The sequence below is a fragment of the Enemella dayhoffiae genome, from assembly GCF_002250625.1.
Classification (GTDB): Bacteria; Actinomycetota; Actinomycetes; order Propionibacteriales; family Propionibacteriaceae; genus Enemella; species Enemella dayhoffiae.
In genome coordinates this window covers 43,380-67,078 of sequence record NZ_NMVQ01000001.1, presented here as the reverse complement: position 1 = coordinate 67,078, position 23,699 = coordinate 43,380, and the positions used below count along the sequence as shown (strand labels likewise).

The following is a 23,699-nucleotide window of genomic DNA, read 5'->3' as shown; positions in this document are numbered from 1 at the left end:
CTGTGGGAGACTTGGGCCTCGTGTCGTACCTGGTGCTGAACCTTCCGCAGATCGACCCGGTTGCCTTCCGGCTCGGGCCGCTGTCCGTGCACTGGTACGCCCTGATGTACCTGCTCGGGTTCGGCCTCGGCTATCTGCTGTTGCTGCGCCGGCTGAAGCACCAGCCGTTCGCGCGGATCACCAGGCCGGCGCCGTGGACGCGGGAGAGTGTGGAGGACCTGTTGCTGGTCGCCATCCTGGGCGTGATCCTGGGCGGGCGGCTGGGTTACTGCCTGTTCTACAAGCCCGTGTATTTCCTGCAGCATCCGTTGGACATCGTCAAGGTGTGGGAGGGCGGCATGTCCTTCCACGGCGGCGCGCTCGGTGTGATCCTCGGGTTGGCGGTGTACGCCTGGCGGCGCAAGCGGCCGTTCCTGGAGGTCGGCGACCTGCTGGTGCCGGCGGTGCCGATCGGGCTGGCGGCCGGGCGGATCGGCAACTTCATCAACGGCGAGCTGTGGGGCCGGGCCGCAGACCCGGCGCTGCCCTGGGCGACTGTCTTTCCCGACCCTGCGGCCGGCGGGATCCCGCGGCACCCCTCGCAGCTCTACCAGTTCCTCGGCGAGGGGCTGCTGCTCTTCGCGTTCTTGTGGTGGTACGCCCGGCGCGAGCGTGCGCGGGGTCAGGTGGCGGCGGCCTTCCTGTTCGGGTATGGCGTGTTCCGCTTCGCCGCCGAGTATTTCCGCGAGCCCGATGACTACCTGGGACTGCTGTCGCTGGGGTTGTCGATGGGGCAGTGGCTCTGCGTACCGATGATTCTCGGCGGCGCCGCGCTTTGGCTCTGGGCCCGCAAACGTGACCTGCACGCCGCCCCCGCCGAGACCGACGAGGAGGCCGGCGGTGCCACGGCGGTCTCCGAGACCGACGACACCGACAGCGACACCGACGCCGCCAAGGGCGACGCTGACGAGCCCGAGACCGCCAAGGCCGACACCGCCACGGCCGACACCGACACCGACAAGGCCGACACCGACAAGGCGGGCAACGGAGAGCGGTCATGACCCCAGACCTGCTCGCCAACCGCTACGAGCTGACCGAACGCCTCGCCGGAGGCGGGATGGGTCAGGTCTGGCGGGGCCGGGACCGGGTGCTGCAGCGGATCGTGGCGGTGAAGACCGTCGACCTCGCCGGTCAGGACCAGACGGCGCGGGAGCGGTTCCGGCGGGAGGCCGTCGCCACCGCCGGGCTCAGCGCACCGCAGGTGGTCCAGGTCTTCGACGCCGGCTTCGACGGTGACACCGCCTTTCTGGTGATGGAGCTGTTGACCGGCCCGAGCCTGTCCGAACACCTGCACGCCACCGGTCCGCTGGGGCTCGTGGAGGGGCTCCAGGTCGCCCGGGAGGTGACCCGCGGGCTGCTCGCCGCGCACCGGATCGGCGTGGTGCACCGCGACATCAAGCCGGGCAACGTGATGTTCCACAACAACGAGGTGAAGCTGGTCGACTTCGGCATCGCGCAGCTCTCGGAGAACGCCGGTGCCGCCCTCACCGCACCGGCGACCGCGCTGGGCACGGCGGCGTACATGTCACCCGAGCAGGCCAGCGGACGGCAGGCGACCGAGGCCGCGGACTGGTACGCCCTGGGCTGTCTGTTGATGACCATGTTCACCGGGCGCCCGCCGTTCTCCGGTGAGGCGCTCGCGGTTGCCAACCAGCAGATCAACGCCCAACCGCCCCACCTGACCGAGCGGCGCACCGACCTGCCGCCGGCGCTGGACGCCCTGGTCACCGCGCTGCTGGCCAAGGACCCGGCGCACCGACCCTCCGGCGCTCAGGTGCTCGACCAGCTCCGCGCCCTCGAGGCAGACCCGGGTGCGCCCACGATGATCGCCGCCGCCCCCACGGCCGCCCTGCCCACCGCCGTCGCCCCGCCGGCCACCGCGGTGATGCCGCACAACCGCACCCGCACCAGCTATGCCGAGACCCCCAGTGAGCCCGAACCCGCGCCGCACGAGGGACACCGTCGCCGGCCGATCGCGCCCGTGGCCGCGCCCACCGGCAGTCGTCCCTATGTCCCGCCGACGCGGCAGAAGTCCCGCTGGCCGTGGGTCGTGGTGCTGCTGATGCTGCTCGCCGCCGGGGTGGCGGCCGCCGTGTCGCTGTTGCCGAACCTGGCGAGCCTGCCCGGTGGTGGGGTCACGGCGACCCCGACACCGACCCCTTCGGCCACGCGACCGACCAGCACCCGACCCGCCGCCCCGACCACCACGCGCGCCACCACCCGCCCGCCCAGCACCGCCCCGGCCACCAGCGCGGCTCCGCCCACCACCGAGGCCCCGACCGAGACCCCGGACGACCAGCCGAACGGCAAGGGCAACCAGAACGGCAAGGGCAAGGACAAGGACAAGACGCCTGACCCGGACGCGGGCTGACCGGCCGCGGCGTACCCTGCGAAAAAGCGGAGGCCGGATCCGCGCGGTCGGAATAAACTAACCACTCGGTGGGTTGGATGGGCGTCCACCCCGACGAGTGAGAGCGACGTGTGGCCGTGATGCAGGACCAGACCCAACCCGAGACGACCGATCAACCGATTCCGTGGGGCGTGATCGGGCTGCTGCTCGGCGCGGCCTTCGTGGTCATCCTCAACGAGACGACGATGGCCGTCGCGCTGCCCGTGCTGATGGGCGACCTGCACGTCGAGGCGCAGACCGCACAGTGGCTGACCACCGGCTTCATGCTGACCATGGCCGTGGTGATCCCGACCACCGGCTTCGTGATGAACCGGTTCACCACCCGGCAGGTCTTCCTCACCGCGCTGGGGCTGTTCTCCGCCGGCACCCTGCTCGCCGCCGTCGCGCCGGCCTTCGGAGCGCTGCTGCTGGCGCGCGTGGTCCAGGCCTCCGGTACCGCGATCATGATGCCGCTGCTTATGACCAACATCCTGGTCCTGGTGCCGATGCACAAGCGCGGCCAGGTGATGGGCCTGATCTCGATCGTGATGTCGATGGCGCCCGCGCTGGGCCCGTCGCTGTCCGGGGTGATCCTGCGCTATTCCCACTGGCGCACGATTTTCTGGGTGATGCTGCCGATCGCGCTGGTGATGCTGGTGATCGGCGCGATCCGGCTGACCAACGTCGGTGAGCGCTCCATCAAGCCGATCGACCCGATCTCGATCCTGCTGTCGGCGTTCGGATTCGGCGGTCTGGTCTTCGCGCTGAACAAGGTCGGCGCACCCGGCCAGCTGACGGTGATGATCGGCTCCTTCGCCGTGGCTGCCGTGGCGCTCGGCCTGTTCGTCTGGCGGCAGTTGGTGCTGGACCGTCCGCTGCTGGAGCTGCGCACCTTCAAGCACCGCAACTTCACCGTCGGGCTGGGCGTGCTGATGATCGGTTTCACCGGCCTGATGGGCGTCTTCCTGGTCTATCCGATCTATCTGCAGGAGGTGCGCGGCCTGGACACCCAGGCGGCCGGGTTGCTGATGCTGCCCGGCGGCCTGGCGATGGGGCTGCTCGGCCCGCTGATCGGCCGCCTGCACGACCGTTTCGGCGCCCGCCGGCTGGTCGTCCCGGCGACGGCGATGATGACCGCGATGGTGTTCGCGCTGAGCGTGCTCACCACGACCAGCACCCCGGTGGTGCTGCTGGCGGCGATGCACGTGCTGCTGTGTCTGTCGCTGTCGTTCGTGTTCACGCCGATCTTCGCGACCTCGCTGGGTGACCTGCCGCCGCACCTGTACGCCGATGGCTCGGCCCTGGTCGGCACCCTGCAGCAGGTGGCCGGTGCCGCCGGCGCGGCCCTGCTGGTGACGGTGATGGCCGAGCGCGCCAAGTCGCTGACCGCCGCGGGAACCGAACCGGTGCAGGCATTGCTTGCCGGCACCCACGCCACGTTCACCCTGGCCACGGTGTTGGCCGCGGGGTCGATCGTGCTGGCGCTGCTGCTGCGCCCGACCCGGCCCGCCGAACCGACCGCTCCCATCGGAGACGCCGAGGCCGAGCCGGCCGCCGCCCCGGCCTGAGCCCGGCCTGGGCCCGGCCCGGCCTGGGCCCGGGCCAGGGCTCGGCGCGGCCGTCACTGGTTGGGCGGCCCCTGCTTGAATCGTCCACCGATCCAGCGGCCGAACTCTCCCAGTCCGTCGCCGAGGTCGCGAGCCAGGCGCACGATCGAATCCTGGCTGCTGCGGAACGCCGACAGATACGACTCGGCCGCGGCCGCGGCCTCCTCGGAGATCCTGGCGTCGCGGTCCTGCTGCCGCCGCGGATAGTTGCCGGACAGGATCTCGGCGTACTCCCCGGAATCCACCCACTTGCGCAGCTCGCCGGCCCGCATCACCGCGTAGGGGTGGCTGGTCTCCTCGATCAGGATGAACTTCATCACCGAGTCGCGCAGGTCCTCGGTGGCGTCGTATTCTCGCGCCTGCTCGAGGAACTCGGTCTGGTCCAGATCGGCCAGGTGGCCGCCGGAGGCGAGCTTCATCTGCACCCGGATCGCCGCGCCGACGTCCTGGGTGGCCAGCAGCCCGGCCCGGTCGCCGGAGAGCTCTGCCTTGCGCGCCCACTCACCGAGTGCGGCGATGATCGCGCGGATTCCCCAATAGCCGAAGGGAATCCCGCCGGCGAGGGTGGCGCCGACCTGGATCAGATAGGCGAGCAGCGTGCGATAGAGCGCGTGCCCGCTCAGCGCGTGACCCAGCTCGTGGCCCAGCACGAACCGCAGTTCGTCGTCATCCATCAGGTCGACCAGCGCGGAGTTGACCACGATCCGCGGGGTGTCCATGCCGATCGTGTACGCGTTCAGCAACGGCGAGGCGCTGACGTACAACTCGGGCAGGTCGGCGACGTCGAGCGACTGCCCGGCCTCGGCGTACAGCTTGTGCACGCGCGGGAACTGGCGCTCGGAGACCCGGACGTTCGATCCGAGCAGCAGCATCTTGACCATGCGCTCGTTGATGAAACCGGACCACTTGCGCACGATGGTGTCGAATCCCTGCAGCTTGCGCAGCGCGACCAGGGCGCCGCGATCGGCCGGATGCTCCCAGGCGCGGCTGGAGATGTCGTGGAGGATGATGCGCTTACGGGTGGGGCTGGTGTTCTCACTCACCCGTCAAGTGTGCAACTGCAACGGTTCACGTGAGCAGCCGCAGCGCGGGGTCGTCCGCCGCCAGGGTGCGCACCGGACCCGGTCCGGTCTCCGCGGTCTCGAAGCGCACGGTGACCCGGCCCAGCCCCGAACCCCACACCCAGCCCTGCCCCCACTCGTCGTGCACCACGTCCACCCCGGGCCGCCAGGTGGTGGGCCGGCGGCGCTGCCGGGTGTCGGCCGGCTCCTCGATCTGTTCGGTCTGCTCCTCGCTGGGGGCTCCGCTGGATTCGGTGGAGAAGAGTTCCTCCTGGGCGATCCCGGTCAACCCGGCGACGCCGACTCCGAGCAGGCGTACACCTTCGCGCAGATCCAGTACAGACAGCATTTCCTGCGCCACCCGGGAAATCACCTCGGCGCGGTCGGTGGCCCCGTCGAGGGTGCGGGAGCGGGTGAGCGTGGTGAAGTCGGCCAGCCGCACCTTGAGGGTGACGGTGCGCGCGAACAGTTCCCCGGCGCGGATCCGCGAGGCCACCTCGCGGGCGTCCCGGTCGACCAGCCGGGCCAGCTCGGTGCGGCTGTGCACGTCGTGTTCGAACGTGTCCTCGACCGAGATCGACTTCGCCTCCCGCTCGGCCTGCACCGGACGGTCGTCGCGGGCGTACGCCAAGGCGTGCAGGTTGGTCGCCGCGGCCCGGCCGAGCTCGCGGGTCAGCTCGTGCAGGCTGGTGCGTTGCAGGTCGGCGATCGTGCGTGCGCCGATCCGGGCCAACCGCTCCCGGGTCACCGGGCCGACCCCGGGGATCGTGCCGACCGACATGGGCGCGATCAGCTCGACCTCGGTCCCGGGGGCGACGATGCGGCAGCCGTCCGGTTTGCCGAGCTCGGTGGCGAGCTTGGCGATGAACTTGCTGCTGCCGATCCCGACCGAGGCGGTCAACCCGCCGGTGGCGTCGGCGAGTTGTTGCTTCACCGTCGCCACCAGGGTTTCCAGCGTGGGCTCGGCGAAGTCCGGCAGCGGGTCGTTCGCGGCGGCCAGGTCCACGAACGCCTCGTCCAGGGACAGCGGCTCGACCAGCGGTGACAGCTGTCTGAGGATGGACATCACCCGCTCGCTCGCCTCGCGATAGGCGTGGAAGCGTCCGGACAGGTACGCCGCGTGCGGGCATCGGCGGCGGGCCTCGTGCGTCGGCATCGCCGAGCGCACGCCGAACACCCGCGCCTCATAGGAGGCCGTGGACACCACCCCGCGCTGCCCGATCCCGCCCACCACGACCGGCCGGCCGCGCAACGACGGCTTGTCGCGCTGCTCGACGGCGGCGAAGAAGGCGTCCAGGTCGAGGTGCATCACGGAGGCCTGGTTGCGCACCCGCCCAGCCTGCCACGGATGCACTTTGTCGGTGGTTATCCCCGGCCACGACGCGGGGCCCCGCTCCCACCCGCCCAACTTTGTCAGTGGTTATGCCGGGTTCGGGAGGTCAGGGGCCCCGCTGTCAGGCTGCGAAATTGTTGAGCGGCTCAGCGCTGCTCGGGATCCTCGCCCGGCTGCTGCGGCGGCTCCGGGGGAGCGGGCGGTTCCCAGCCGCGGCGTTCACCGCGACGACCACCGGGCCCGCGTCGGCCTCCGCGGCGTCCCTGGCCGAAACCGTGGTCCGGACCGAATCCTGGCCCGCCGGGACCGCCGGGACCGAACCCGGGACCGCCGGGACCGAACCCGCCGGGACCCGGACCGAAGCCCGGTCCGAACCCGCCGGGGCCCCACGGGCCGCGGCCGGGCCGGTTGGCCCGGCGTACCGACCGCATCGCGGCGCGGATCAGCCAGGTGTTCACCGAGACGCCCTCCGTGGCGGCCAGCTCGTCGATCCTGGCTTTCAGCGGCTGGGGAAGCCGCAGGCTGACCCGAGCCTGCGGCTCGTCCTGGGCGTACGCCTCATCCTCCGGGTCGGCGTCCGACCCGGACTCGGTCGGGCTCGAGACGACGAACTGGGGCTCGGCCCCGTTCATCCGGACCTCGATCTCCTCGCCGGTCTGGTCGCTGAGCTCGGCCGCCGCATCGGTCAGGGCCTGGATCAGGGCGAGGCGCAGAGCGGAGTCCAGGGAGGACCCCAGCGTCTGCGCCACTTCTTTGGCGCGGTCGTCGGCCAGGGCGGTGGTCTTCGCCACCTGCTCCTGCACCGACTCGATGTAGTTCGAAAGCTCCATGACCCCAATAGTGACGTCATGATGACGTCAAAATCAAGTCAGGGTGCTGTCAAAGTGCTGTGAGTTGGCGTCAGCCGCACAACTCCGTTCTCTCGCGCGGAGACCGACGAGCGGATGCGGGACAGCGAGGCGCGTCGCTCCGTGGGACCGGAGTTGTGCGCTTGGCCGATCGGTCCGCAGAGTTCCCCGGGTCATGGGAGGGTGGGCCGACCCACCCTCAGGCGTACGAGCGGCAGAACTCCGAACGGTTGGAGATGGCCGCGTCGGGAAGCCAGCGGGGCTCCCACTCGCCCTGGTTGAGCTGCACGAACCCGAGCTGCTCGGCCTCCTCCAGCGAGTCACCCAGATAGTCGACCAGGACGGCCGCACCGTCGCTGCGCAGCACCTGGACCCGCGCCTCACCCCAGGTGCCGATGGTGGTCAGCCCGGTGAGGCCGCTGATCCGGTCCCGGGAAACCACCTGGCGGGGTTCGGTCAGCAGGACCACCCGCTCCGGACCGAACTCCTGGACCGGGACCAGCCGATCCTCGACGGTCGCGAACTTTCCGTTGTGGAGATCGGAATGCGGGCTGATCACGGCCCCCGGGCGGCCATTCCAGAAGCCGGTGGTGGCGTCGTGGGTGCCGAGCAGTTCGTCGTGACCGTCGGCGTACCGCCGCCAGATCTCCGCGCCGTGCGGCACCGCGACCCGCAGATGGCCGAGCAGCTCGTACTCCTCGATCGGGTACGCCGAGTCCGAGCCCGGGGCGTACCCGGTCCCGGTCCACGGGGATCGATGGTTGCGCACCACGGGTGTGCAGCCGGCGCTCATCCCGGTCCACTCCTCCGACACCGGCAGGACCAGGTCTTCCTCCCGGATTCCGTTGCAGCGCAGCACATCGATCCACGTGGCGTCGCGGTAGAAGGGGGTCACCAGGCGGCCCTCGCCCTGCTCCACCCCGAAGCCCAGACCGAGCACGTCGAAGTGTTGGGCCGGGGTGGCCAGCCGGTTCACCTGATGAGCCGGGTGGATCAGGCCACGGAGAGTGGTGCGCTGACCGGACAAGAACTCCTCGGCCTCACCCGGCCGTAAAGTCTTCTGATACACCATTTGCCACGGATCCTCAGAAGGCAGCGCTCCGCGCAGCTGATCCGGTCCCAGCCGGGGGAGTGCGAACCCCGTACCCGTACGCAGATCGCTGGTGGGGAAGCCGCCGGGGCGGCCGAACGCCGTGCCCAGCAGTCCGCCGGTGGCGAGCAGGGTGGCCACCTCGTTTGCGCCACCCGGGGGCTTCGGGGCGGTCTCCCGACCGGGCGCAGACACCTGGTTTCCTGCCTGGCCAAGGCTTCCGCCCGGAGCCGCCACCTGTCCCGGCGGCGCCTGTCCCTGGATCGCGGCACCGGGGTGCCCGGCACCCGGCTGGGATCCGGGATGCGTGCCTCCGGGACTGGATGAACCCGGGTTGGCCGGGGAACCGCTGCCCGGCGGCATCCCCGCCATCGGGCCGGTTCCCGTGGTGCCGGGGACGGTGGAGGTCCCCGATCCGAGCGATCCGGTGCCGAGCGATCCCCCGCCGAGCGATCCGGTGCCGAGCGATCCGCCGCCGAGCGATGCGCCGCCGAGCGATCCCGAGGCGAGTGGACCGGAGGGCAGCGGGCCGAGCGATCCCGTCGGACCGGCGATACCGCCCGGCGGGCCTCCGATGGGCAGGCCGCTCGGGGCGCCCGGACCGGGGGCTGGCGCCGGTTGCCCAGTCGATCCCGGGACTCCGGATCGGATGCCTTCCGAGGAGCCTGTCGCTCCGGCGACCTCCGCGGGTGCCCAGGCCGCAGTCTGGGTGCCCGGGCGACTCGTCGGCGTCGGGTGCAGGTCGCCGCGGGAAACCGTCTGGTCGAGGTCGGCCTGCGAGTGATGCGATGGGCTCGGCACCGGCGCGGTGGCGGACGGTCCGGTCTCGGGCGCGGGTACGCCCGGCGCCGCCGGCGGAGAGACGGCGGCGGTGGCGGGGTGCCCGCTGTGGCGTACCGGTGCGGGGCTCTCAACCGGCTGCGAGCGAGGCGGGGGCGCACCGTCTCCGACGGATCCCCTCGCCGCGAGCGCCTCCGAGGATGGGGCGGGACCAGACGACGGCGCCGGTGTCGACGCCGAGACCTGCGGCGGAGGTGCCGTGCCGGGTCCGGGGTCGGCGGGCGCGCCAGGCGCCGGGCTGATGTCCGGCAACTGCGACGGCGCGGCCGGGGCGGGCGGGGTGGCCTGGGTGGTCGGAGCGGTCGGCCCCGCTGGACCGGGCGCAGCGGACGTACCGGCCTCGTCCCCGGGCTCGGTCGCAGCGTCCTCCGCCCGGTCACTGGCCGGCCCGAGGCCGCTGCGGTCGAGTTCCTCCGGGGTCACCTCACCGGCCGCAGCCAGCAGGCTGTCGCTGTCCAGACCGAACGGATCGGCACCCGGGTTGCTCCCAGGCGGAGCCGACGAGCTCGGATCCGGCGTACCCGGGTCGGATCCCGCCAGGCCGCTCAACTGCCACGGATCGGCGTCCGGGGAGAGCGGTCCATCGCCGCCCGGAGCCGCCCCGGTCCCGGCGCTGGCGACCGCCCGGTCCAGCACTGCACCGGCCGATCGGTCGAGCGCGGTGCGCTGATCCGGGCCGAAGGCCCGATCGGCGGCCAGGCTGCGCGGGTCCGCTTCGGGCCGCTCCGCCAACCGCCGCGAATGGGCCTCGCTGCCGCCCAGGGCGGCCACCTTGGACTCGACCTCGGCGGCGGAGGTACGCCCGGTCGGCCGCGGCGAGGGCGCCAGCTGCACCGTCGGCGCGAGCGTCCCCAGCCGTTCGGCCAGCGCCCGGGCCAGCGCCTGCAGCCGAGCCTGGGCCACCACCTGGAGCTGCCGCAGCTGCACCGCGGCCCCGGCCAGGCCGATCGGGCCCTTGGCCGCAGAGGTCAGCACGGTCTTGAAGCTGGCCACCACCAGCGACTGCAGCACCAGGTTCATGGCGAGCTTGGCCACCCGGACCAGGACCGCCGCCCTGCTGCACGACTCGGCGGCGGAGGTGCAGCCGGCATGCCCGCGTCCCAACCAGTCACCGACCAGCTGCAGCCGCTGGCCGGCCGCCTCGTTGGCCTCCCCGCGGTGTTCGGTGGCCAACTGCCGGGCGGTGCCGTGCACGTCTGCACCGCCGGCCTGCAGGGCCTCACCGAGCGAGGCCCACCCGGCAGAGAGCCGGTCGAGTGCCTCCTCGTCCGCCTGGGGGAAGCTGTCGGCGTACACCCATTCGGGAACCAGCGGACCCGCGTTCGCCGTGATCGTCATCGGGCGGCCCGTTCGCTGTTCTCGGCCTCGGTGCGCTGGTAGTTGTGCGCCGAGGTGTCCAGGCGGTCGCTCAGGTCGGCGACCTGGTCACCCGAGGTGAGGGCGGCGGCCAGCAGGGGCGCGATGGCGGGCAGGTAGGCCCGGGCGAAGGCGTCACCGGCGGCGTCCGCCCCCCAGCAGCCGGCCTCGGCGCCGATCGCCCGCAGCGCCTCGCCCACCTGCGCGGCACCCTCCTCGCCGTCACGGCGCAGTGACGATGACCAGCGGCGCAGTCCGGCTGCGGAGACGTAGCTCTCGGTCATGCTCACCTCGATGGATCGATTCGGAACTGTCTTTCTAACCCGCCGTGCGGTCACTCCTGCGTGCGGTGGAAGCGGAACCATCCGCCGGCCACTACGGTGGTCGGGTGAGCTTCCATCCCGAACACTGGCGCCCGGTCGACGGCTTCGACTTCATCGACATCACCTATCACCGAGCGGTGGAGGTGCCCGCGGTGCGGATCGCGTTCAACCGTCCCGAGGTGCGCAACGCGTTCCGGCCGCACACGGTGGACGAGCTCTATACCGCACTCGACCATGCGCGGATGAGCCCGGATGTGGGCTGCGTGCTGCTGACCGGAAACGGGCCGGCGCCAGCCGACGGGGTGTGGTCGTTCTGCTCCGGCGGGGACCAGCGGATCCGCGGGCGTTCGGGCTATCAGTACGCCGACGGCGAGACCGCCGACACGGTGCAGCAGGCGCGGGCCGGCCGACTGCACATCCTCGAGGTGCAGCGGTTGATCCGGTTCATGCCGAAGGTGGTGATCGCCATGGTGAACGGCTGGGCGGCCGGTGGTGGGCACTCGCTGCACGTGGTCTGCGACCTGACCATCGCCAGCGCTGAGCATGCCCGGTTCAAGCAGACCGACGCCGACGTGGGCTCCTTCGACGCGGGTTACGGATCGGCCTACCTGGCGCGCCAGGTGGGCCAGAAGTTCGCCCGCGAGATCTTCTTCCTGGGCGAGGAATATTCGGCCGAGGACGGGATGCGGATGGGCACGGTCAACCGGGTCGCCCCGCACGACGAGCTCGAGCAGCTCGGCCTCGACTGGGCCGCCGCCATCTGCCAGAAGTCGCCCACCGCGCAGCGGATGCTCAAGTTCGCGTTCAACGCCGTCGACGACGGGCTGGTCGGGCAGCAGGTCTTCGCCGGCGAGACGACGCGGCTGGCGTACATGACCGACGAGGCCGTCGAGGGCCGAGACGCCTTCCTGGAGAAGCGCGACCCCGACTGGTCTCGGTTCCCCTACTACTTCTGAGCGGGGACTGTCCCCGGCTCACCCCGCCATCCAGCGAACCGCGATGCCATCGATCGACCCCTCGTGGGTTCGACGGATGGCTCGTGGGTTCGCTGGATGGCAGCGGGTAGTCGGCAGCGGTGCCAGCGGTTCGCTGGATGGGACGACACGGCTCGCCCGTTTGACGGGGTGCGCTATTGTGCGTGCAGCAAGCAACGTGCTCCGGGGTCGGTGAAAGTCCGAACCGGCGGTGATAGTCCGCGACCCGCTTCCCGCAAGGGAGGCGGTTGAGCCGGTGGAATTCCGGCGCCGACGGTTAAAGTCCGGATGGGAGGCGCACGGTTCGCTCGCGTACGCCCATCGGGCGCGTTCGGCGACCAGCAGGGTCGTCGGCGCCCTGCGGCGTACGCCTGCGTTCGCCACCCCGGTCCACGATGACCGGAGGGAGTGCGACGTGGGCCGACCAGAACCCAGCACCGGGCACTTCGTCGCGCCCGCTAACCACCGGCGACGCAGCACCGCCCGGATCCTGGCCCCGCTGCTGCTCGGCGCCGCGATCCTCCTCGGGTGGCAGCTGGTCACGGCGGTCGGCGCCGTGCCAATCACCCTGCTCCCGACACCGGTCGCGGTCGCCCAGCGATTCGGACAGGACCTTGCCGCGGGCCAGTTGCTCGCCTGGACAGGCACCACCATCGTCGAGGCGCTGCTCGGTTCGGCGCTGGCGGCGTCGATCGCGCTGCCGCTGGCCTATCTGATCGCGAAGGTACGCCTGGTCGAGACTGCGACCGCGCCCTATCTCGCCGCCTCCCAGGCCATCCCGGCGGTGGCCGTCGCGCCGCTGCTGGTGCTCTGGGTCGGTTATGGGCTGCTGCCGATCGTGCTGCTGTGCGCCCTGCTGGTCTTCTTCCCGGTGGTGCTGGCCACCGTGCTCGGGGTCAGAGGTGTGGACCCGGAGCTGAAAGAGGCTGCCCAGCTCGACGGTGCCGCTGGCTGGCAACTGCTGCGCCACATCGAGGGGCCGCTGTCCCAGCGCGCGGTGCTCACCGGCCTGCGCAACGGGTTCACCCTGTCGATCACCGGTGCGGTGGTGGGCGAGCTGGTGATGGGCGGCAACGGGCTGGGCATGGTGTTGTCGGTGCAGGCGTCGACCGCCGACACGACCGGGCTGTTCTCCACCCTGCTGATGCTCTGCCTGTTGGCCATCGTCATCTATCTGATCATGCTGCTGCTGGAGTCCTGGACTGATCCGCTCCGCCCGACAGCGGCACGCGAATCCCAAATTTCCGTTTCCACCAAGGAGAACCGATGAATCGTCGACTGTTTCTGACCGCCCTCGGTGCGACCGCGGTGTCCGGCCTCGCCGCCTGCACCGCAACCTCCCCCACGACCCCGGCCCAGAACGGAAAACCTGCCGGCCGGGTGCTGACGATCGGGCTCACCTACACCCCGGACATCCAGTTCGCCCCCTGTTATGTGGCCGCGGACAAGGGCTATTTCGCCGCGGAAGGAGTCGACGTCACCCTGCGGCACCACGGCGCCAACGAGCCGCTGCTGGGGGCGCTGCAGGCCGGCACCGAGCAGGTGGTCTGGGCCGGTGCCGCCGAGATGCTGCAGTCCCGCTCGCAGGGTGTCCCGATCGTCAATTTCGCCACCCTGTATCAGGAATATCCGGTCGTGCTGGTGACGCGGGAGGATTCACCGATCCGCGCCGCCGCCGATCTGCGGGGCCGCAGCGTCGGCGTACCAGGGCCCTACGGGGAGACCTGGTTCGGGCTGCTGGCCCTGCTCAAGCAGGCTGGATTGAGCCAGAACGACGTGCAGGTGAAGAACATCGGCTATACCCAGCAGGCGGCGCTGACCGGCAAGCAGGTGGATGCGGTGATGGGCTACTCGAACAACGACGCGGTACGCCTGAGCAGCGGCGGCCTGCCCATCCGGACCATCCCCATCGCCAAGGGCACGGTGCCGCTGATCGGGACCGGCCTGGGCGCCAGCGAAACGACCATCAAGAACAACGCCGAAGACCTGAAGGCCGTCACCCGGGCCATCCAGCGCGCCATCTCCGACATCATCGCCAATCCCGCCGAGGCGGTGCAGCAGTCGAAGAAGTGGGTGCCGAACCTTTCCGTGCCGGAGCAGCAGAAATCGGCCTTGGGAACCCTGGAGGCCACCATCCCGCTCTATGGCGGGGCGGGTTCGATCGGGCGGCAGGATCGCCTTGGCTGGGAGGCGATGTCGACGTTCATGCAGGAGGTCGGGCTGCTCGCGAAGCCGGTGCCGGCCGCAGAGGCGTACACCGACAGCATCGTCGGCAACTGAGCTCAGGACACCAGCAGGCTGACCAGGATCGCAACGATCACCGTGTTGAAGGCGAACGCGACCAGTGCGTGCCAGGTCACCGCGCGCCGCATGCGCCTGCTGCGCACCTCGACGTCGGTGGTGCCGAAGGTGACTTGGCCGGCCACCGCCAGATAGAAGTAGTCGGAGAAGGCGCGCGATCCCTCACCGGGAAAGCCCAGTGCGCCGTCTCGCAGGTCGATCCGTGCGTAGTGCAGGGCGAAGGTGAACAGGATGTTCAACCAGGACCCGAGCACTGCGACGACGCCGGAAGCGAGCAGCAGGCTGCCCGCCGGGTTGCGTTGCGCGACGGCCAGCGCGACCACGATCGCCAGCGAGATGACCGAGATCAGGGCCGACCAGGTCGGTGCCTCCCCGCCGGTGAGGAAGATGCGCCAGCGGCGCCGGCGCATCAGCCGTCCGGTCAGCCCGCGCTCCTGCACCCGCCCGTGCAGCGCCGCCAACCGCAACCGGTCCCCAGACAGACGCCCGAACGTCAGCGCGATCAGGGCGGCCGCGGAGGCGGCGTACAACCCCCAATAGCAGAGCCAGGTGACTGGGAAAGCGAACTGGTCGCGGCGGGTCAACAGATAGACCGGCACCGACAACAGCATCGCCGGCACCGAGGCGATGTTCAGCCGACGCAGATCGGAGGCCAGCCACGGGACCCGGGGGGTGTCGCTCACCGGGTGAGCATTGCACGCCGGGGGCCGGCGTTCAGTCCTCGGGCCCGGCGGTGAGCTCGTCAGCGGTCGGATAGGAGCGCTGGGCGCCGGGTTTCGTGGCGGCGATACCGGCCACCCGGACCGCGACCCGAGCCGCGGCGACCAGATCGTCGCCCTCGACGAGCCGATGCGCCAGCGCCCCGGTGAATGCGTCCCCGCAGCCGGTGGTGTCCACCGCTTCCACCCGGACACCAGCGACCCGCTCGCTGTGGTCCCCGTCGATGACCAGCGCACCCTCGGCGCCCAGAGTGATCACGGCCCGTCGAATTCCTTTGCCCGCCAGGGTTTCCGCCGCCTGGTCCAGAGGCACCGCACTTCCGGCCAGGTCGGCCAGCTCGTGCTCGTTGACCAGCAGCACCTCGGTCGCCCGCAGCAGCTCGTCCGGTACCGGCGCCGACGGAGACAGGTTCAACAGCACTGGTACGCCGCGGCGCGCGGCCTGCTGCGCGGCGGCGAGCACCACGTCCTGGCCGACCTCGAGGCAGAGGCAGAGCAGTCCCGCCTGGTCGAACAGTTCGGCGTGCTCGTGCACGTGGTGCACCGCCATCCGCCCGTTCGCACCGGGGGAGATGATGATGAAGTTCTCGCCGGCGTCGTCGACCGCGATCATCGCGGTCCCGGTCGCCACCCCCGACAGCCGGCCCACCCGGTCGACGTCCACCCCGGCCCGCCGGGCCTCCTCCAGCAGCAGGTCACCGTGGGCGTCGGCGCCGACCTGGGCAACCAGGGCGACGTCGGCGCCGAGCAGGGCCGCGGCGGCGGCCTGGTTGGAGGATTTCCCACCCGGGTTGATCTCCAACTCCGAACCGGTCACCGTCTCCCCGCCGTGCGGCAGCCGCGGCGTACGCACCGTCAGGTCGGCGTTCATCGACCCGAGCACGGCGATCCGCCTGCGGCCGCCAACGGGTTCCTCGCTCACGAAGGCACCTCCCCGATCCGCTCCAACGCGTCCACCACGAGCCCCCAGAACCGGTCGAAGTCGAGCTGCACCGCCACCTGCGTCGGACAGTCGGCTGGTGCCTCGGCGCGAAAGTCGGCGACCGTCATGCCGAGGGTGTGGGATCCGGTCAGCTCGACGTGCAGCGGCGTGCGGCGGGTGGTCAGCACGCTCGGGTCGATCACATAGGCCACCGCGCACGGGTCGTGCACGGGCGGGGAGTCGAACCCGTTCAGCTCCCGGTAGGTGCCGCCGAAGAAGTCGAACAGTTCCAGCACGAACCGGGCCGGTTCGGTGCCGACCGCGTCGATCCGCCGCCGCACCTCGGGGGTGGCGAGTGCCTGGTGGGTGACGTCCAGCCCGACCATGGTCACCGGCCAGCCGGCGCCGAACACGATCTGCGCCGCCTCGGGATCGGTCTTGATGTTGAACTCGGCGACCGGGGTCCAGTTTCCGATGTGGCAGGCGCCGCCCATCAGCACCACCTCGCGGACCCGCTCGACGATCCGCGGCTCCAGCCGGGCGGCCAGCGCGATGTTGGTCAGCGCACCGGTCGGGACCAGGGTCAGTTCACCGGGTTCGTGCGACATGACCAGGTCGACGATCAGCTGCACCGCGTGCAGCGGGGCGATCTCGGTGGTCGGCTCGCGCAGCCGCGGGCCGTCCATGCCCGACTCACCGTGGATGGTGTGCGCCACCTCCTGACCGCGGATCAGCGGCCGGTCGCAACCGGCCGCGATCGGCACCCCGCGCATCCCGAGCACGGTCGCCACCGACTGGGCATTGCGGGTCACCTTCGCCAGGGTCTGATTGCCGGCCACGGTGGTCACCGCGACCAGGTCGACCTCCGGGCTGCCGTGCGCGAGCAGCATCGCGATCGCGTCGTCGTGGCCGGGATCGCAGTCCAGGATGATCTTTCGCGGCATCGGGTGACCCTATTCGGCCATCCCATAGAGCCGGTCACCGGCGTCGCCGAGGCCCGGCACGATATAGCCGACCTCGTTCAGCCGCTCGTCCACCGCGGCCACCACCAGGTTGCACGGCACGTCGAGGTCGCCGAGCAATTCCTGTACCCGTTGGACTCCCTCGGGTGCCGCGAGCAGGCAGATGCAGGTGATGTGGTCCGCCCCGCGCTCGACCAGGAAGTTGATGCAGCCGGCCAGCGAGCCGCCGGTGGCGAGCATCGGGTCCAGCACATAGCACTGCCGCCCGGACAGGTCGTTGGGCAGCCGCTCGGCATAGGTGACCGGCTGCAGGGTCTCCTCGTTGCGCATCATCCCGACGAAGCCGACCTCCGAGGTCGGGACCAGACGCAGGAAGCCGTCCAGCATGCCCAGCCCGGCGCGCAGGATCGGCACCACCAGCGGCGGCGGCGATTCCAGGTGTACGCCGGTGGCCTCGGTCACCGGGGTGGTCACCCGGTGCGGTTTGACGCGCACCGCACGGGTCGCCTCATAACCGAGCAGGGTGACCAACTGCTCGGTCACCCGCCGAAAGGTCGGGGTGTCGGTGCGCTGGTCACGCAGCAGGGTCAGCTTGTGCGCCACCAGCGGGTGGTCGACGACGGTTACCTCCACGGACTCACCCTAGCGTTCACCGCCCGTCGGGTCCCTGAGCCTGTCGAAGGGACAATGCTCGAGCTGGTGGCTTCGACAGGCTCAGCCAGCTTCGACAGGCTCAGCCAGCTTCGACAGGCTCAGCCAGCTTCGACAGGCTCGGCCAACGTGGGTCAGTGCGCCGCCTCGAGCGCATGCGCGGTCTCCTCGGCCGTCGGGACGCCGCCGGTGGGCCCGTGGCCGACCGGCACCTCCTCGCCGGCGGCGACCGGGCCGGGAGGCGTACCGTCGCCGAACGGGCGACCGCCCAACTGCTCGCGGTGGTGCGGGGTGAGCCAGTCCCGCAGGTCCGGGCCGGACGGCACCACCCGGTTCGGGTTGATGTCGCGGTGCACCACGTAGTAGTGCTGCTTGATCTGCACGAAGTCGGTGGTGTCGCCGAAGCCTGGGGTCTGGAACAGGTCCCGGGCGTACGCCCACAGGGCCGGGAACTCGCTCAGCTTCTGCCGGTTGCACTTGAAGTGGCCGTGATAGACGGGATCGAAGCGGGCGAGCGTGGTGAACAACCGCACGTCGGCCTCGGTGATCGTGTCACCCACCAGGAATCGCTGTGTGGACAGGCGTTCCTCGAGCCAGTCCAGCGCGGTGAAGAGCCGGTCGTACGCCTTCTCGTAGGCCTCCTGCTCGCCGGCGAAGCCGCAACGGTAGACGCCGTTGTTGACCTCGGTGTAGATCCGCTGGGCCACCTCGTCGATCTCATCACGCAACCGCTCCGGATAGAGCTCTGGGGCGCCTTCGCGGTGGTGCGCGGTCCATTCCAGGGAGAAGTCGAGGGTCATCTGCGGAAAATCGTTGGTGACCACCGCCCCGCTCGCGACCTCCACCACGGCCGGGACCGTCACCCCACGCGGATAGTCCGGGACCCGCTTGTTGTAGGCGTCGCGCAGGAAGTGGATCCCGAGCACCGGGTCGAGTCCCTCGGCGTCGAGGTCGAAGGTCCACGACCGCTCGTCATGGGTCGGGCCCGGCATTCCCAACGAGAGCACGGATTCCAGGCCGAGCAGTCGGCGTACGATCACCGTCCGGTTCGCCCAGGGGCAGGCCCGGGCGGCCACCAGCCGATACCGCCCGGGCTCCACCGGCCACAGTCCCCGGCCTTCGGCGTCGCGGCCCGGACTCGCGTCGGCAACGATCCGGTCGTCGATGTAGGTGGTGTCCCGGTTGTACTCGGGTCCGGTCACGTATCCAGCTGCGGGTCGATCACCACTGTCTGCCATGGCGCCATGCTACGGGGGAGGACCAGCGGGGCGGAGGTGTACCCCGGCCGGATCTCTGACACCATTGGAGCCGGATTGCCGACGCAGGAGGACGCCCATGTCGAACCGTGACGACGAGGAGCTCGAGGAGTTCGAGTTGCCCTCCCGCGACGACCGGGACGACCTGGACGACGACCTGGACGAGCTGGATCTCGGCGATGACGACGACGACGACGACGATGATGATGACTACGACGACCTCGAGGACGCCGGCGTCGACGACATTGATCTGGTCGTCGGGATCTATCGCGAGGACGGTCAGCCCGTCGCCACCGCCCTCGCCCTGGACCTGGCCAACGACCTGGACGAGTTGATCGGCCAGCTGCGCCGCCAGCCCGCCGACGCCGGGGCCATCGGCATGGTGTCGTTGGTCGGTGAGGTGTTCGCGATCGTCCGCGTCCGCGGCGCCAACGTGCAGGTGCTGCTCTCCGACGCCGCCGCGGCGGGGGATTGGCCGATCGGCCGCGACATCGCCGATTTCCTCGGTGTGGAGGAGATTCCCGACACCGACGATGACTCCGAACCGATGGGTGACCTCGGACTGCTGGCCGATCTCGGCGTGAGCGAGTTCGAGATGGAGGCGTTCTGCGACGACTACGACTCCGACTCCGACGAGTTGCTCGGGCAGATCGCCGACAGGATCAGCGTCGGCCCAGCCTTCCGGCGTGCGGTCGAGTCGTTCGACTAGGCGTACGCCGAAACAGGATGCTGCGATGATGCCCAGTCGTTGGGATGCCGCGATGGAGCTTGCGCTGCAGCAGGCCCGGGCGGCGGCCAGCGCCGGCGACGTGCCGATCGGCGCGGTGCTGCTCGACCCCGGCGGGGCGCCCCTGGTCGCCGCCGGCAACGAGCGCGAACAGACCGGTGACCCCACCGCGCACGCCGAGGTGCTCTGCCTGCGCCGCGCGGCACCGGGCATCGGTGATCGCTGGCGGCTGCTCGACTGCACCCTGGTGTCCACCCTCGAGCCGTGCACGATGTGCGCCGGCGCGATCGTCGCCGCGCGGGTCGGCCGGTTGGTGTTCGGCGCCTTCGACCCCAAGGCGGGCGCGGTCTCCTCGCTGTTCGACGTGGTCCGCGACCCGCGGCTGAACCATCGACCCGAGGTGGTTTCGGGGATCCGGGAGGCAGAGTGTGGCCAACTTCTCACCTCGTTCTTCGAGCAAAATCGCTGAGGCTCCTTGCCATAGGTAAGGCTTGCCTAATAGTTTGCGGCTGCACAGATCCCAGAGAGGTGGCCATGAACAACCTGTCCCGTCGCACCCTGATCGGCGCCCTCGCCGCGAGCCCGCTGGTCGCGCTGACCGCCTGCGGCAACGGCTCCTCCGGCACGCCGGCCCCCGGCGCCGCGTCCGGTGCGCCGTCGGCGCCGAGTGGCACCATCACCGTCTACAACGCCCAGCACGACAACCTCACCAAGGCGTGGGCGGAGGGGTTCACGAAGGCGACCGGGGTGAAGGTGGAGATCCGCCAGGGCTCGGACACCGAGATGTCCAACCAGCTGCTCAAGGAAAAGGACCGGACCCCGGCCGACGTGTTCCTGACCGAGAACTCCCCGGCCATGGTCCAGGTCGCCAACGCCGGGCTGTTCGCCCCGGTCGGTCAGGAGGCGACCGCCAACGTGCCGGCCGAGCTCCGCCCGGCCACCGGCACCTGGACCGGCATCGCCGCCCGCTCGACGGTGCTGGCGTACAACACCAGCAAGCTCAAGGAGGCCGACCTGCCGAAGACGCTGCAGGAGCTGGCCGACCCCAGGTGGAAGGGCCGCTGGGCCGCTTCCCCCACGGGTGCAGACTTCCAGGCCATCGTCTCGGCGCTGCTGCAGCTCAAGGGGGAGCAGGAGACCGCCGCCTGGCTGAAGGCGATGAAGGAGGGTCACAAGCCCTACAAGGGAAACTCGACCGCGATGAAGGCGGTCAACGCCGGTGAGGTCGACGCCGCGGTGATCTATCACTACTACTGGTTCTCCGACCAGGCCAAGACCAAGGAGAACTCCGGCAACGTCAAGCTGCACTACTTCAAGAACTCCGACCCGGGCGCGTTCGTGTCCGTCTCCGGCGGTGGGGTGCTGAAGTCGTCGAAGAACCCGGCCGCGGCGCAGGCGTTCCTGGCCCACATCACCTCGGTCACCGGACAGGCGGCGCTGGCCGAGACCGGCTTCGAATACGCGGTGAACCCGAAGGCGCAGCTGGCCACGGGGCTGATCCCGATCGCCGATCTGCAGCCGCCCAAGGTGGATATGGACAAGCTCAACGGCGCCAAGGTGACCGAGTTGATGACGGCCGCTGGACTGCTCTGAGATTGTTCGGGCGGCTCGCCTAACCTGAGGTCGATGGCCACACCCACCATTCCGCGGCCGGGGCGCATCCCCCGGACGAGAACCACGGCTTCCCGGCCACCGCTGCTGCTGGCAGCGGTGGCCGCTGTCGTGCTGCTGGGGAGCCTCGTTCCGCTGGTGTTCGTGGTCGTCGAGGCCGCCCGGACCGAGCCGCAGCTGATCATCGAGGTGCTCACCCGGCCTCGGGTCCGCGACTTGCTCGGCAACACCCTCGCGCTGCTGTTGTTCACCTGCCCGCTGATCGCGGTGCTCGGCGTCGGGTTGGCCTGGCTGGTCGAGCGGACCCGGCTGCCCGGCCGCCGACTGTGGCGGCTGCTGCTGGCCGCGCCGCTGGCCGTCCCGGCGTTCGTCAACGCGTACGCCTGGGTCTCGGTCGTGCCCTCCATCGGCGGCGTGTGGGGCGGGGTACTGGTCTCGACCCTCTCCTACTACCCGCTGGTGATGATCCCGGTCGGGGCCACCCTGGCCACCCTGGACGGCTCGTTCACCGACACCGCCGCCAGTCTCGGGCACGGTCCCTGGCGTCGGTTCTTCTCGACCGTGCTGCCGCTGATCCGGCTGCCGCTGGCCGGCGGGTTGCTGCTGGTCGCGCTGCACCTGCTCAGTGAATACGGCGCCTTCGCGATGATGCGTTTCGACACCTTCACCACCGCGATCATGTCGCAGTACCAGAGCACCTTCGCCTCCGAGGCGGCGACCACCCTGGCCGGGGTGCTGGTGCTGGCCTGCCTGTTGATCCTCGCGCTCGACGCGCGCCTGCGTCGCAACACCTCCCTGGCCCGGGTCGGCAGCGGGTCGGCCCGGGTCGCCGAGCCGCTGCGGCTGGGGGCCTGGACGCTGCCCTCGCTGGCGGCCGTGGCCGGAGCGACCCTGCTGGCGCTCGGCGTACCCGTCGGGGTGCTGGCCGGCTGGCTGCTCGCCGGCGGCACCGAGGTGTGGACGCCACAGGTGCTGGAGTCGCTGCTGCAGACCCTGAGCCTGGCGGTGCTGGGGGCGGCCGGGACGGTGGCCGCCGGGTTGCCGGTGGCCCACCTGGTGGTGCGGCATCCCGGGTTCTGGGCGCGGCTGTCGGAGCGGGTGGCCTACATCGCCTCGGCCGTCCCCTCGATCGTGGTCGCGCTGGCGTTCGTGGTGGCCGCGCTCGACCTGGTTCCGGTGCTCTATCAGACCCTCGCCAACCTGGTGGTGGCGTACGCGGTGCTGCTGCTGCCGCGGGTGCTGGTCACCCTGCGGGCCGGGCTGGCGCAGATCCCGACGGTGCACGAGGACGTGGCGCGCACCCTGGGGCGTACGCCGCTGGCGGCCTTCTGGTCGACCACCGCCCGGCTGGCAGCCCCGGCCACCGGCGCCGGTTTCGCGCTCGTGTTCCTCGGGGTGGTCAACGAGCTGACCCTGACGCTGGTCCTCGCGCCGACCGGTACCCGCACCCTGGCCGTGGAGTTCTGGTCGGCCAGCAGCGAGATCGACTATCGTGGCGCGGCGCCGTTTGCCCTGTGCATGATCCTGCTGTCGGCGCCGATGACCTGGCTGCTGCACCGGCTCTCGCCGGCGGCGGCCGGCGGGACCGATTCGGTGGGGGTGAGCTGATGGACCTGGTGCTGCGCGGTGTCACCAAGGCGTACGCCGACACCCCCGTGCTGCGCGGGATCGACCTCGACATCCCGGCCGGGCGGGCTACCGCCATCGTCGGTGCCAGCGGCTCGGGCAAGACCACCCTGCTGCGGATCATCGCCGGTTTCCTCTCCGCCGACACCGGCTCGGTGCTCGCCGACGGGGCCGACCTGCTGCGGCTGCCGGTGCACCGCCGCGGCATCGGCTATGTGCCGCAGGAGGGTGCGCTGCTGCCGCACCTCACCGTGGCCGGGAACATCGGCTTCGGGCTGTCCCGTGCCGAGCGGCGCAGCGGGCAGCGGGTGGCCGAGCTGATGGAGCTGGTGAGCCTTGCGCCCGCGTTGCGCGACCGGCACCCGGCCCAGCTCTCCGGCGGTCAGCAGCAGCGGGTGGCGCTGGCCCGGGCGCTGGCGCGGCGGCCCGGGGTGGTGCTGCTCGACGAACCGTTCAGCAGCCTGGACGCCGGGCTGCGGCACCAGACCCGCTCGGCACTGGGGGAGGTCTTGCGCTCGGAGCGGGTCACCACCGTGCTGGTCACCCACGACCAGGACGAGGCGCTCTCCTTCGCCGACCAGGTCGCCGTGCTGGACGCCGGCAAGCTGGCACAGGTGGCCGACCCGGTCAGCCTCTACACCCGACCCGACAACCGGGCCACCGCGCTGTTTCTCGGCGACGCCGTGCTGCTGCCGGGCACTGCGGCCGGCGCCGGGGCGATCCACACCTGTCTGGGTGAGCTGGTCTGCGTCGGGCCGGAACCGGCCCCGGGAGCGAGCGCGGAGGTGCTGATCCGACCCGAGCAGCTGCGGGTCGACGCCGCCGGACCGTTGCGGGCCCGGGTGCTGCGCACCGATTATTTCGGACACGACGTGATCGCCCACCTCGACGTCGACGGCGTACCTATCACCATGCGGCACCACGATGCGGCCGACCTGGTCGCCGGGACCGAGATCAGTTTCCGGGTGGCCGGGCCGGTCGTGCTCCTTGACCCGGCCCGGCACGAGTTGCCCGCGCCCTGAAACGGGGGTGCGACCGCTCGGCCCGAGATGACAGGATCGTGC

Annotated in this window: 21 protein-coding genes and 1 riboswitch; of the genes, 11 read left to right on the top strand and 10 right to left on the bottom strand. The window is 70.8% G+C overall.

Features of this window, described 5'->3' with window-relative positions:
- Positions 1 to 20 precede the first annotated feature (20 nt).
- The 3 genes from lgt to CGZ93_RS00330 all read left to right on the top strand — a co-directional run bounded on the left by lgt (position 21) and on the right by CGZ93_RS00330 (position 3,996).
- Positions 21 to 1,040 carry a prolipoprotein diacylglyceryl transferase gene (lgt, locus tag CGZ93_RS00340; RefSeq protein ID WP_229117095.1) on the top strand — a complete coding sequence of 340 codons (1,020 nt, stop codon included), beginning with the start codon at positions 21 to 23 and terminating at the stop codon, positions 1,038 to 1,040.
- Positions 1,037 to 2,410 carry a serine/threonine-protein kinase gene (locus CGZ93_RS00335; protein ID WP_094362168.1) on the top strand — a complete coding sequence of 458 codons (1,374 nt, stop codon included), beginning with the start codon at positions 1,037 to 1,039 and terminating at the stop codon, positions 2,408 to 2,410. The genes lgt and CGZ93_RS00335 overlap by 4 nt, the downstream gene beginning before the upstream one ends.
- A gap of 119 nt (positions 2,411 to 2,529) precedes the next feature.
- A complete protein-coding gene (locus tag CGZ93_RS00330; protein WP_094362555.1) occupies positions 2,530 to 3,996 on the top strand; it encodes an MDR family MFS transporter in 1,467 nt (488 codons plus the stop codon).
- A gap of 53 nt (positions 3,997 to 4,049) precedes the next feature.
- On the opposite strand, the gene CGZ93_RS00325 is transcribed toward CGZ93_RS00330, so the two are convergent.
- From CGZ93_RS00325 to CGZ93_RS00305, 5 genes are all read right to left on the bottom strand, one after another.
- Complete coding sequence (locus tag CGZ93_RS00325) at positions 4,050 to 5,078, bottom strand: M48 family metallopeptidase (RefSeq protein WP_094362167.1); 1,029 nt, start codon at positions 5,076 to 5,078, stop codon at positions 4,050 to 4,052.
- Between the two features lie 25 nt (positions 5,079 to 5,103).
- Positions 5,104 to 6,426, bottom strand: coding sequence for a DNA polymerase IV (locus CGZ93_RS00320; protein ID WP_094362166.1), 1,323 nt, complete (start codon positions 6,424 to 6,426; stop codon positions 5,104 to 5,106).
- Between the two features lie 149 nt (positions 6,427 to 6,575).
- Positions 6,576 to 7,259: a ribbon-helix-helix domain-containing protein gene (locus CGZ93_RS00315; protein WP_094362165.1), complete on the bottom strand. Its 684-nt coding sequence runs from the start codon at positions 7,257 to 7,259 to the stop codon at positions 6,576 to 6,578.
- Between the two features lie 217 nt (positions 7,260 to 7,476).
- Entirely contained in the window at positions 7,477 to 10,545 is a 3,069-nt protein-coding gene (locus tag CGZ93_RS00310; protein WP_094362164.1) for a WXG100-like domain-containing protein, read from the bottom strand.
- A complete protein-coding gene (locus tag CGZ93_RS00305; RefSeq protein ID WP_094362163.1) occupies positions 10,542 to 10,847 on the bottom strand; it encodes a hypothetical protein in 306 nt (101 codons plus the stop codon). Before CGZ93_RS00305 ends, CGZ93_RS00310 begins: the two co-directional genes overlap by 4 nt.
- Positions 10,848 to 10,951: 104 nt before the next feature.
- Here CGZ93_RS00305 and CGZ93_RS00300 point away from each other — a divergent pair, with 104 nt between their 5' ends.
- The 3 genes from CGZ93_RS00300 (at position 10,952) to CGZ93_RS00290 (ending at position 14,140) form a co-directional block, all read left to right on the top strand.
- Positions 10,952 to 11,842, top strand: coding sequence for a 1,4-dihydroxy-2-naphthoyl-CoA synthase (locus tag CGZ93_RS00300; protein ID WP_094362162.1), 891 nt, complete (start codon positions 10,952 to 10,954; stop codon positions 11,840 to 11,842).
- 193 nt (positions 11,843 to 12,035) lie between these two features.
- A riboswitch (FMN riboswitch) is annotated at positions 12,036 to 12,164 on the top strand.
- A 111-nt stretch (positions 12,165 to 12,275) separates the two neighbouring features.
- Complete coding sequence (locus tag CGZ93_RS19815; protein ID WP_229117094.1) at positions 12,276 to 13,130, top strand: ABC transporter permease; 855 nt, start codon at positions 12,276 to 12,278, stop codon at positions 13,128 to 13,130.
- A complete protein-coding gene (locus tag CGZ93_RS00290; RefSeq protein WP_094362161.1) occupies positions 13,127 to 14,140 on the top strand; it encodes an ABC transporter substrate-binding protein in 1,014 nt (337 codons plus the stop codon). Before CGZ93_RS19815 ends, CGZ93_RS00290 begins: the two co-directional genes overlap by 4 nt.
- 2 nt (positions 14,141 to 14,142) lie before the next feature.
- On the opposite strand, the gene CGZ93_RS00285 is transcribed toward CGZ93_RS00290, so the two are convergent.
- From CGZ93_RS00285 to CGZ93_RS00265, 5 genes are all read right to left on the bottom strand, one after another.
- Positions 14,143 to 14,844: a DUF1345 domain-containing protein gene (locus CGZ93_RS00285; RefSeq protein WP_094362160.1), complete on the bottom strand. Its 702-nt coding sequence runs from the start codon at positions 14,842 to 14,844 to the stop codon at positions 14,143 to 14,145.
- Between the two features lie 31 nt (positions 14,845 to 14,875).
- Positions 14,876 to 15,802, bottom strand: coding sequence for a ribokinase (locus CGZ93_RS00280; protein ID WP_229117093.1), 927 nt, complete (start codon positions 15,800 to 15,802; stop codon positions 14,876 to 14,878).
- Positions 15,799 to 16,746, bottom strand: a complete 948-nt coding sequence (gene uriH, locus CGZ93_RS00275) for a uridine-preferring nucleoside hydrolase UriH (RefSeq protein ID WP_094362159.1) — start codon at positions 16,744 to 16,746, stop codon at positions 15,799 to 15,801. The genes CGZ93_RS00280 and uriH overlap by 4 nt, the downstream gene beginning before the upstream one ends.
- Before the next feature lie 9 nt (positions 16,747 to 16,755).
- A complete protein-coding gene (gene upp, locus CGZ93_RS00270) occupies positions 16,756 to 17,397 on the bottom strand; it encodes a uracil phosphoribosyltransferase (RefSeq protein WP_094362158.1) in 642 nt (213 codons plus the stop codon).
- Positions 17,398 to 17,549: 152 nt separating this feature from the next.
- Complete coding sequence (locus CGZ93_RS00265) at positions 17,550 to 18,653, bottom strand: glutathione S-transferase family protein (protein WP_094362157.1); 1,104 nt, start codon at positions 18,651 to 18,653, stop codon at positions 17,550 to 17,552.
- 97 nt (positions 18,654 to 18,750) lie between these two features.
- Here CGZ93_RS00265 and CGZ93_RS00260 point away from each other — a divergent pair, with 97 nt between their 5' ends.
- From CGZ93_RS00260 to CGZ93_RS00240, 5 genes are all read left to right on the top strand, one after another.
- Positions 18,751 to 19,380, top strand: coding sequence for a tRNA adenosine deaminase-associated protein (locus CGZ93_RS00260; protein WP_094362156.1), 630 nt, complete (start codon positions 18,751 to 18,753; stop codon positions 19,378 to 19,380).
- A gap of 52 nt (positions 19,381 to 19,432) precedes the next feature.
- Positions 19,433 to 19,867 (top strand): nucleoside deaminase, encoded by a 435-nt coding sequence (locus tag CGZ93_RS00255; RefSeq protein ID WP_229117142.1) that lies wholly within the window; start codon positions 19,433 to 19,435, stop codon positions 19,865 to 19,867.
- Positions 19,868 to 19,932: 65 nt separating this feature from the next.
- Complete coding sequence (locus CGZ93_RS00250; protein ID WP_094362155.1) at positions 19,933 to 20,991, top strand: iron ABC transporter substrate-binding protein; 1,059 nt, start codon at positions 19,933 to 19,935, stop codon at positions 20,989 to 20,991.
- A 33-nt stretch (positions 20,992 to 21,024) separates the two neighbouring features.
- Entirely contained in the window at positions 21,025 to 22,617 is a 1,593-nt protein-coding gene (locus tag CGZ93_RS00245) for an ABC transporter permease (RefSeq protein WP_094362154.1), read from the top strand.
- Positions 22,617 to 23,657 carry an ABC transporter ATP-binding protein gene (locus CGZ93_RS00240; RefSeq protein ID WP_094362153.1) on the top strand — a complete coding sequence of 347 codons (1,041 nt, stop codon included), beginning with the start codon at positions 22,617 to 22,619 and terminating at the stop codon, positions 23,655 to 23,657. Before CGZ93_RS00245 ends, CGZ93_RS00240 begins: the two co-directional genes overlap by 1 nt.
- Positions 23,658 to 23,699: the final 42 nt, after the last annotated feature.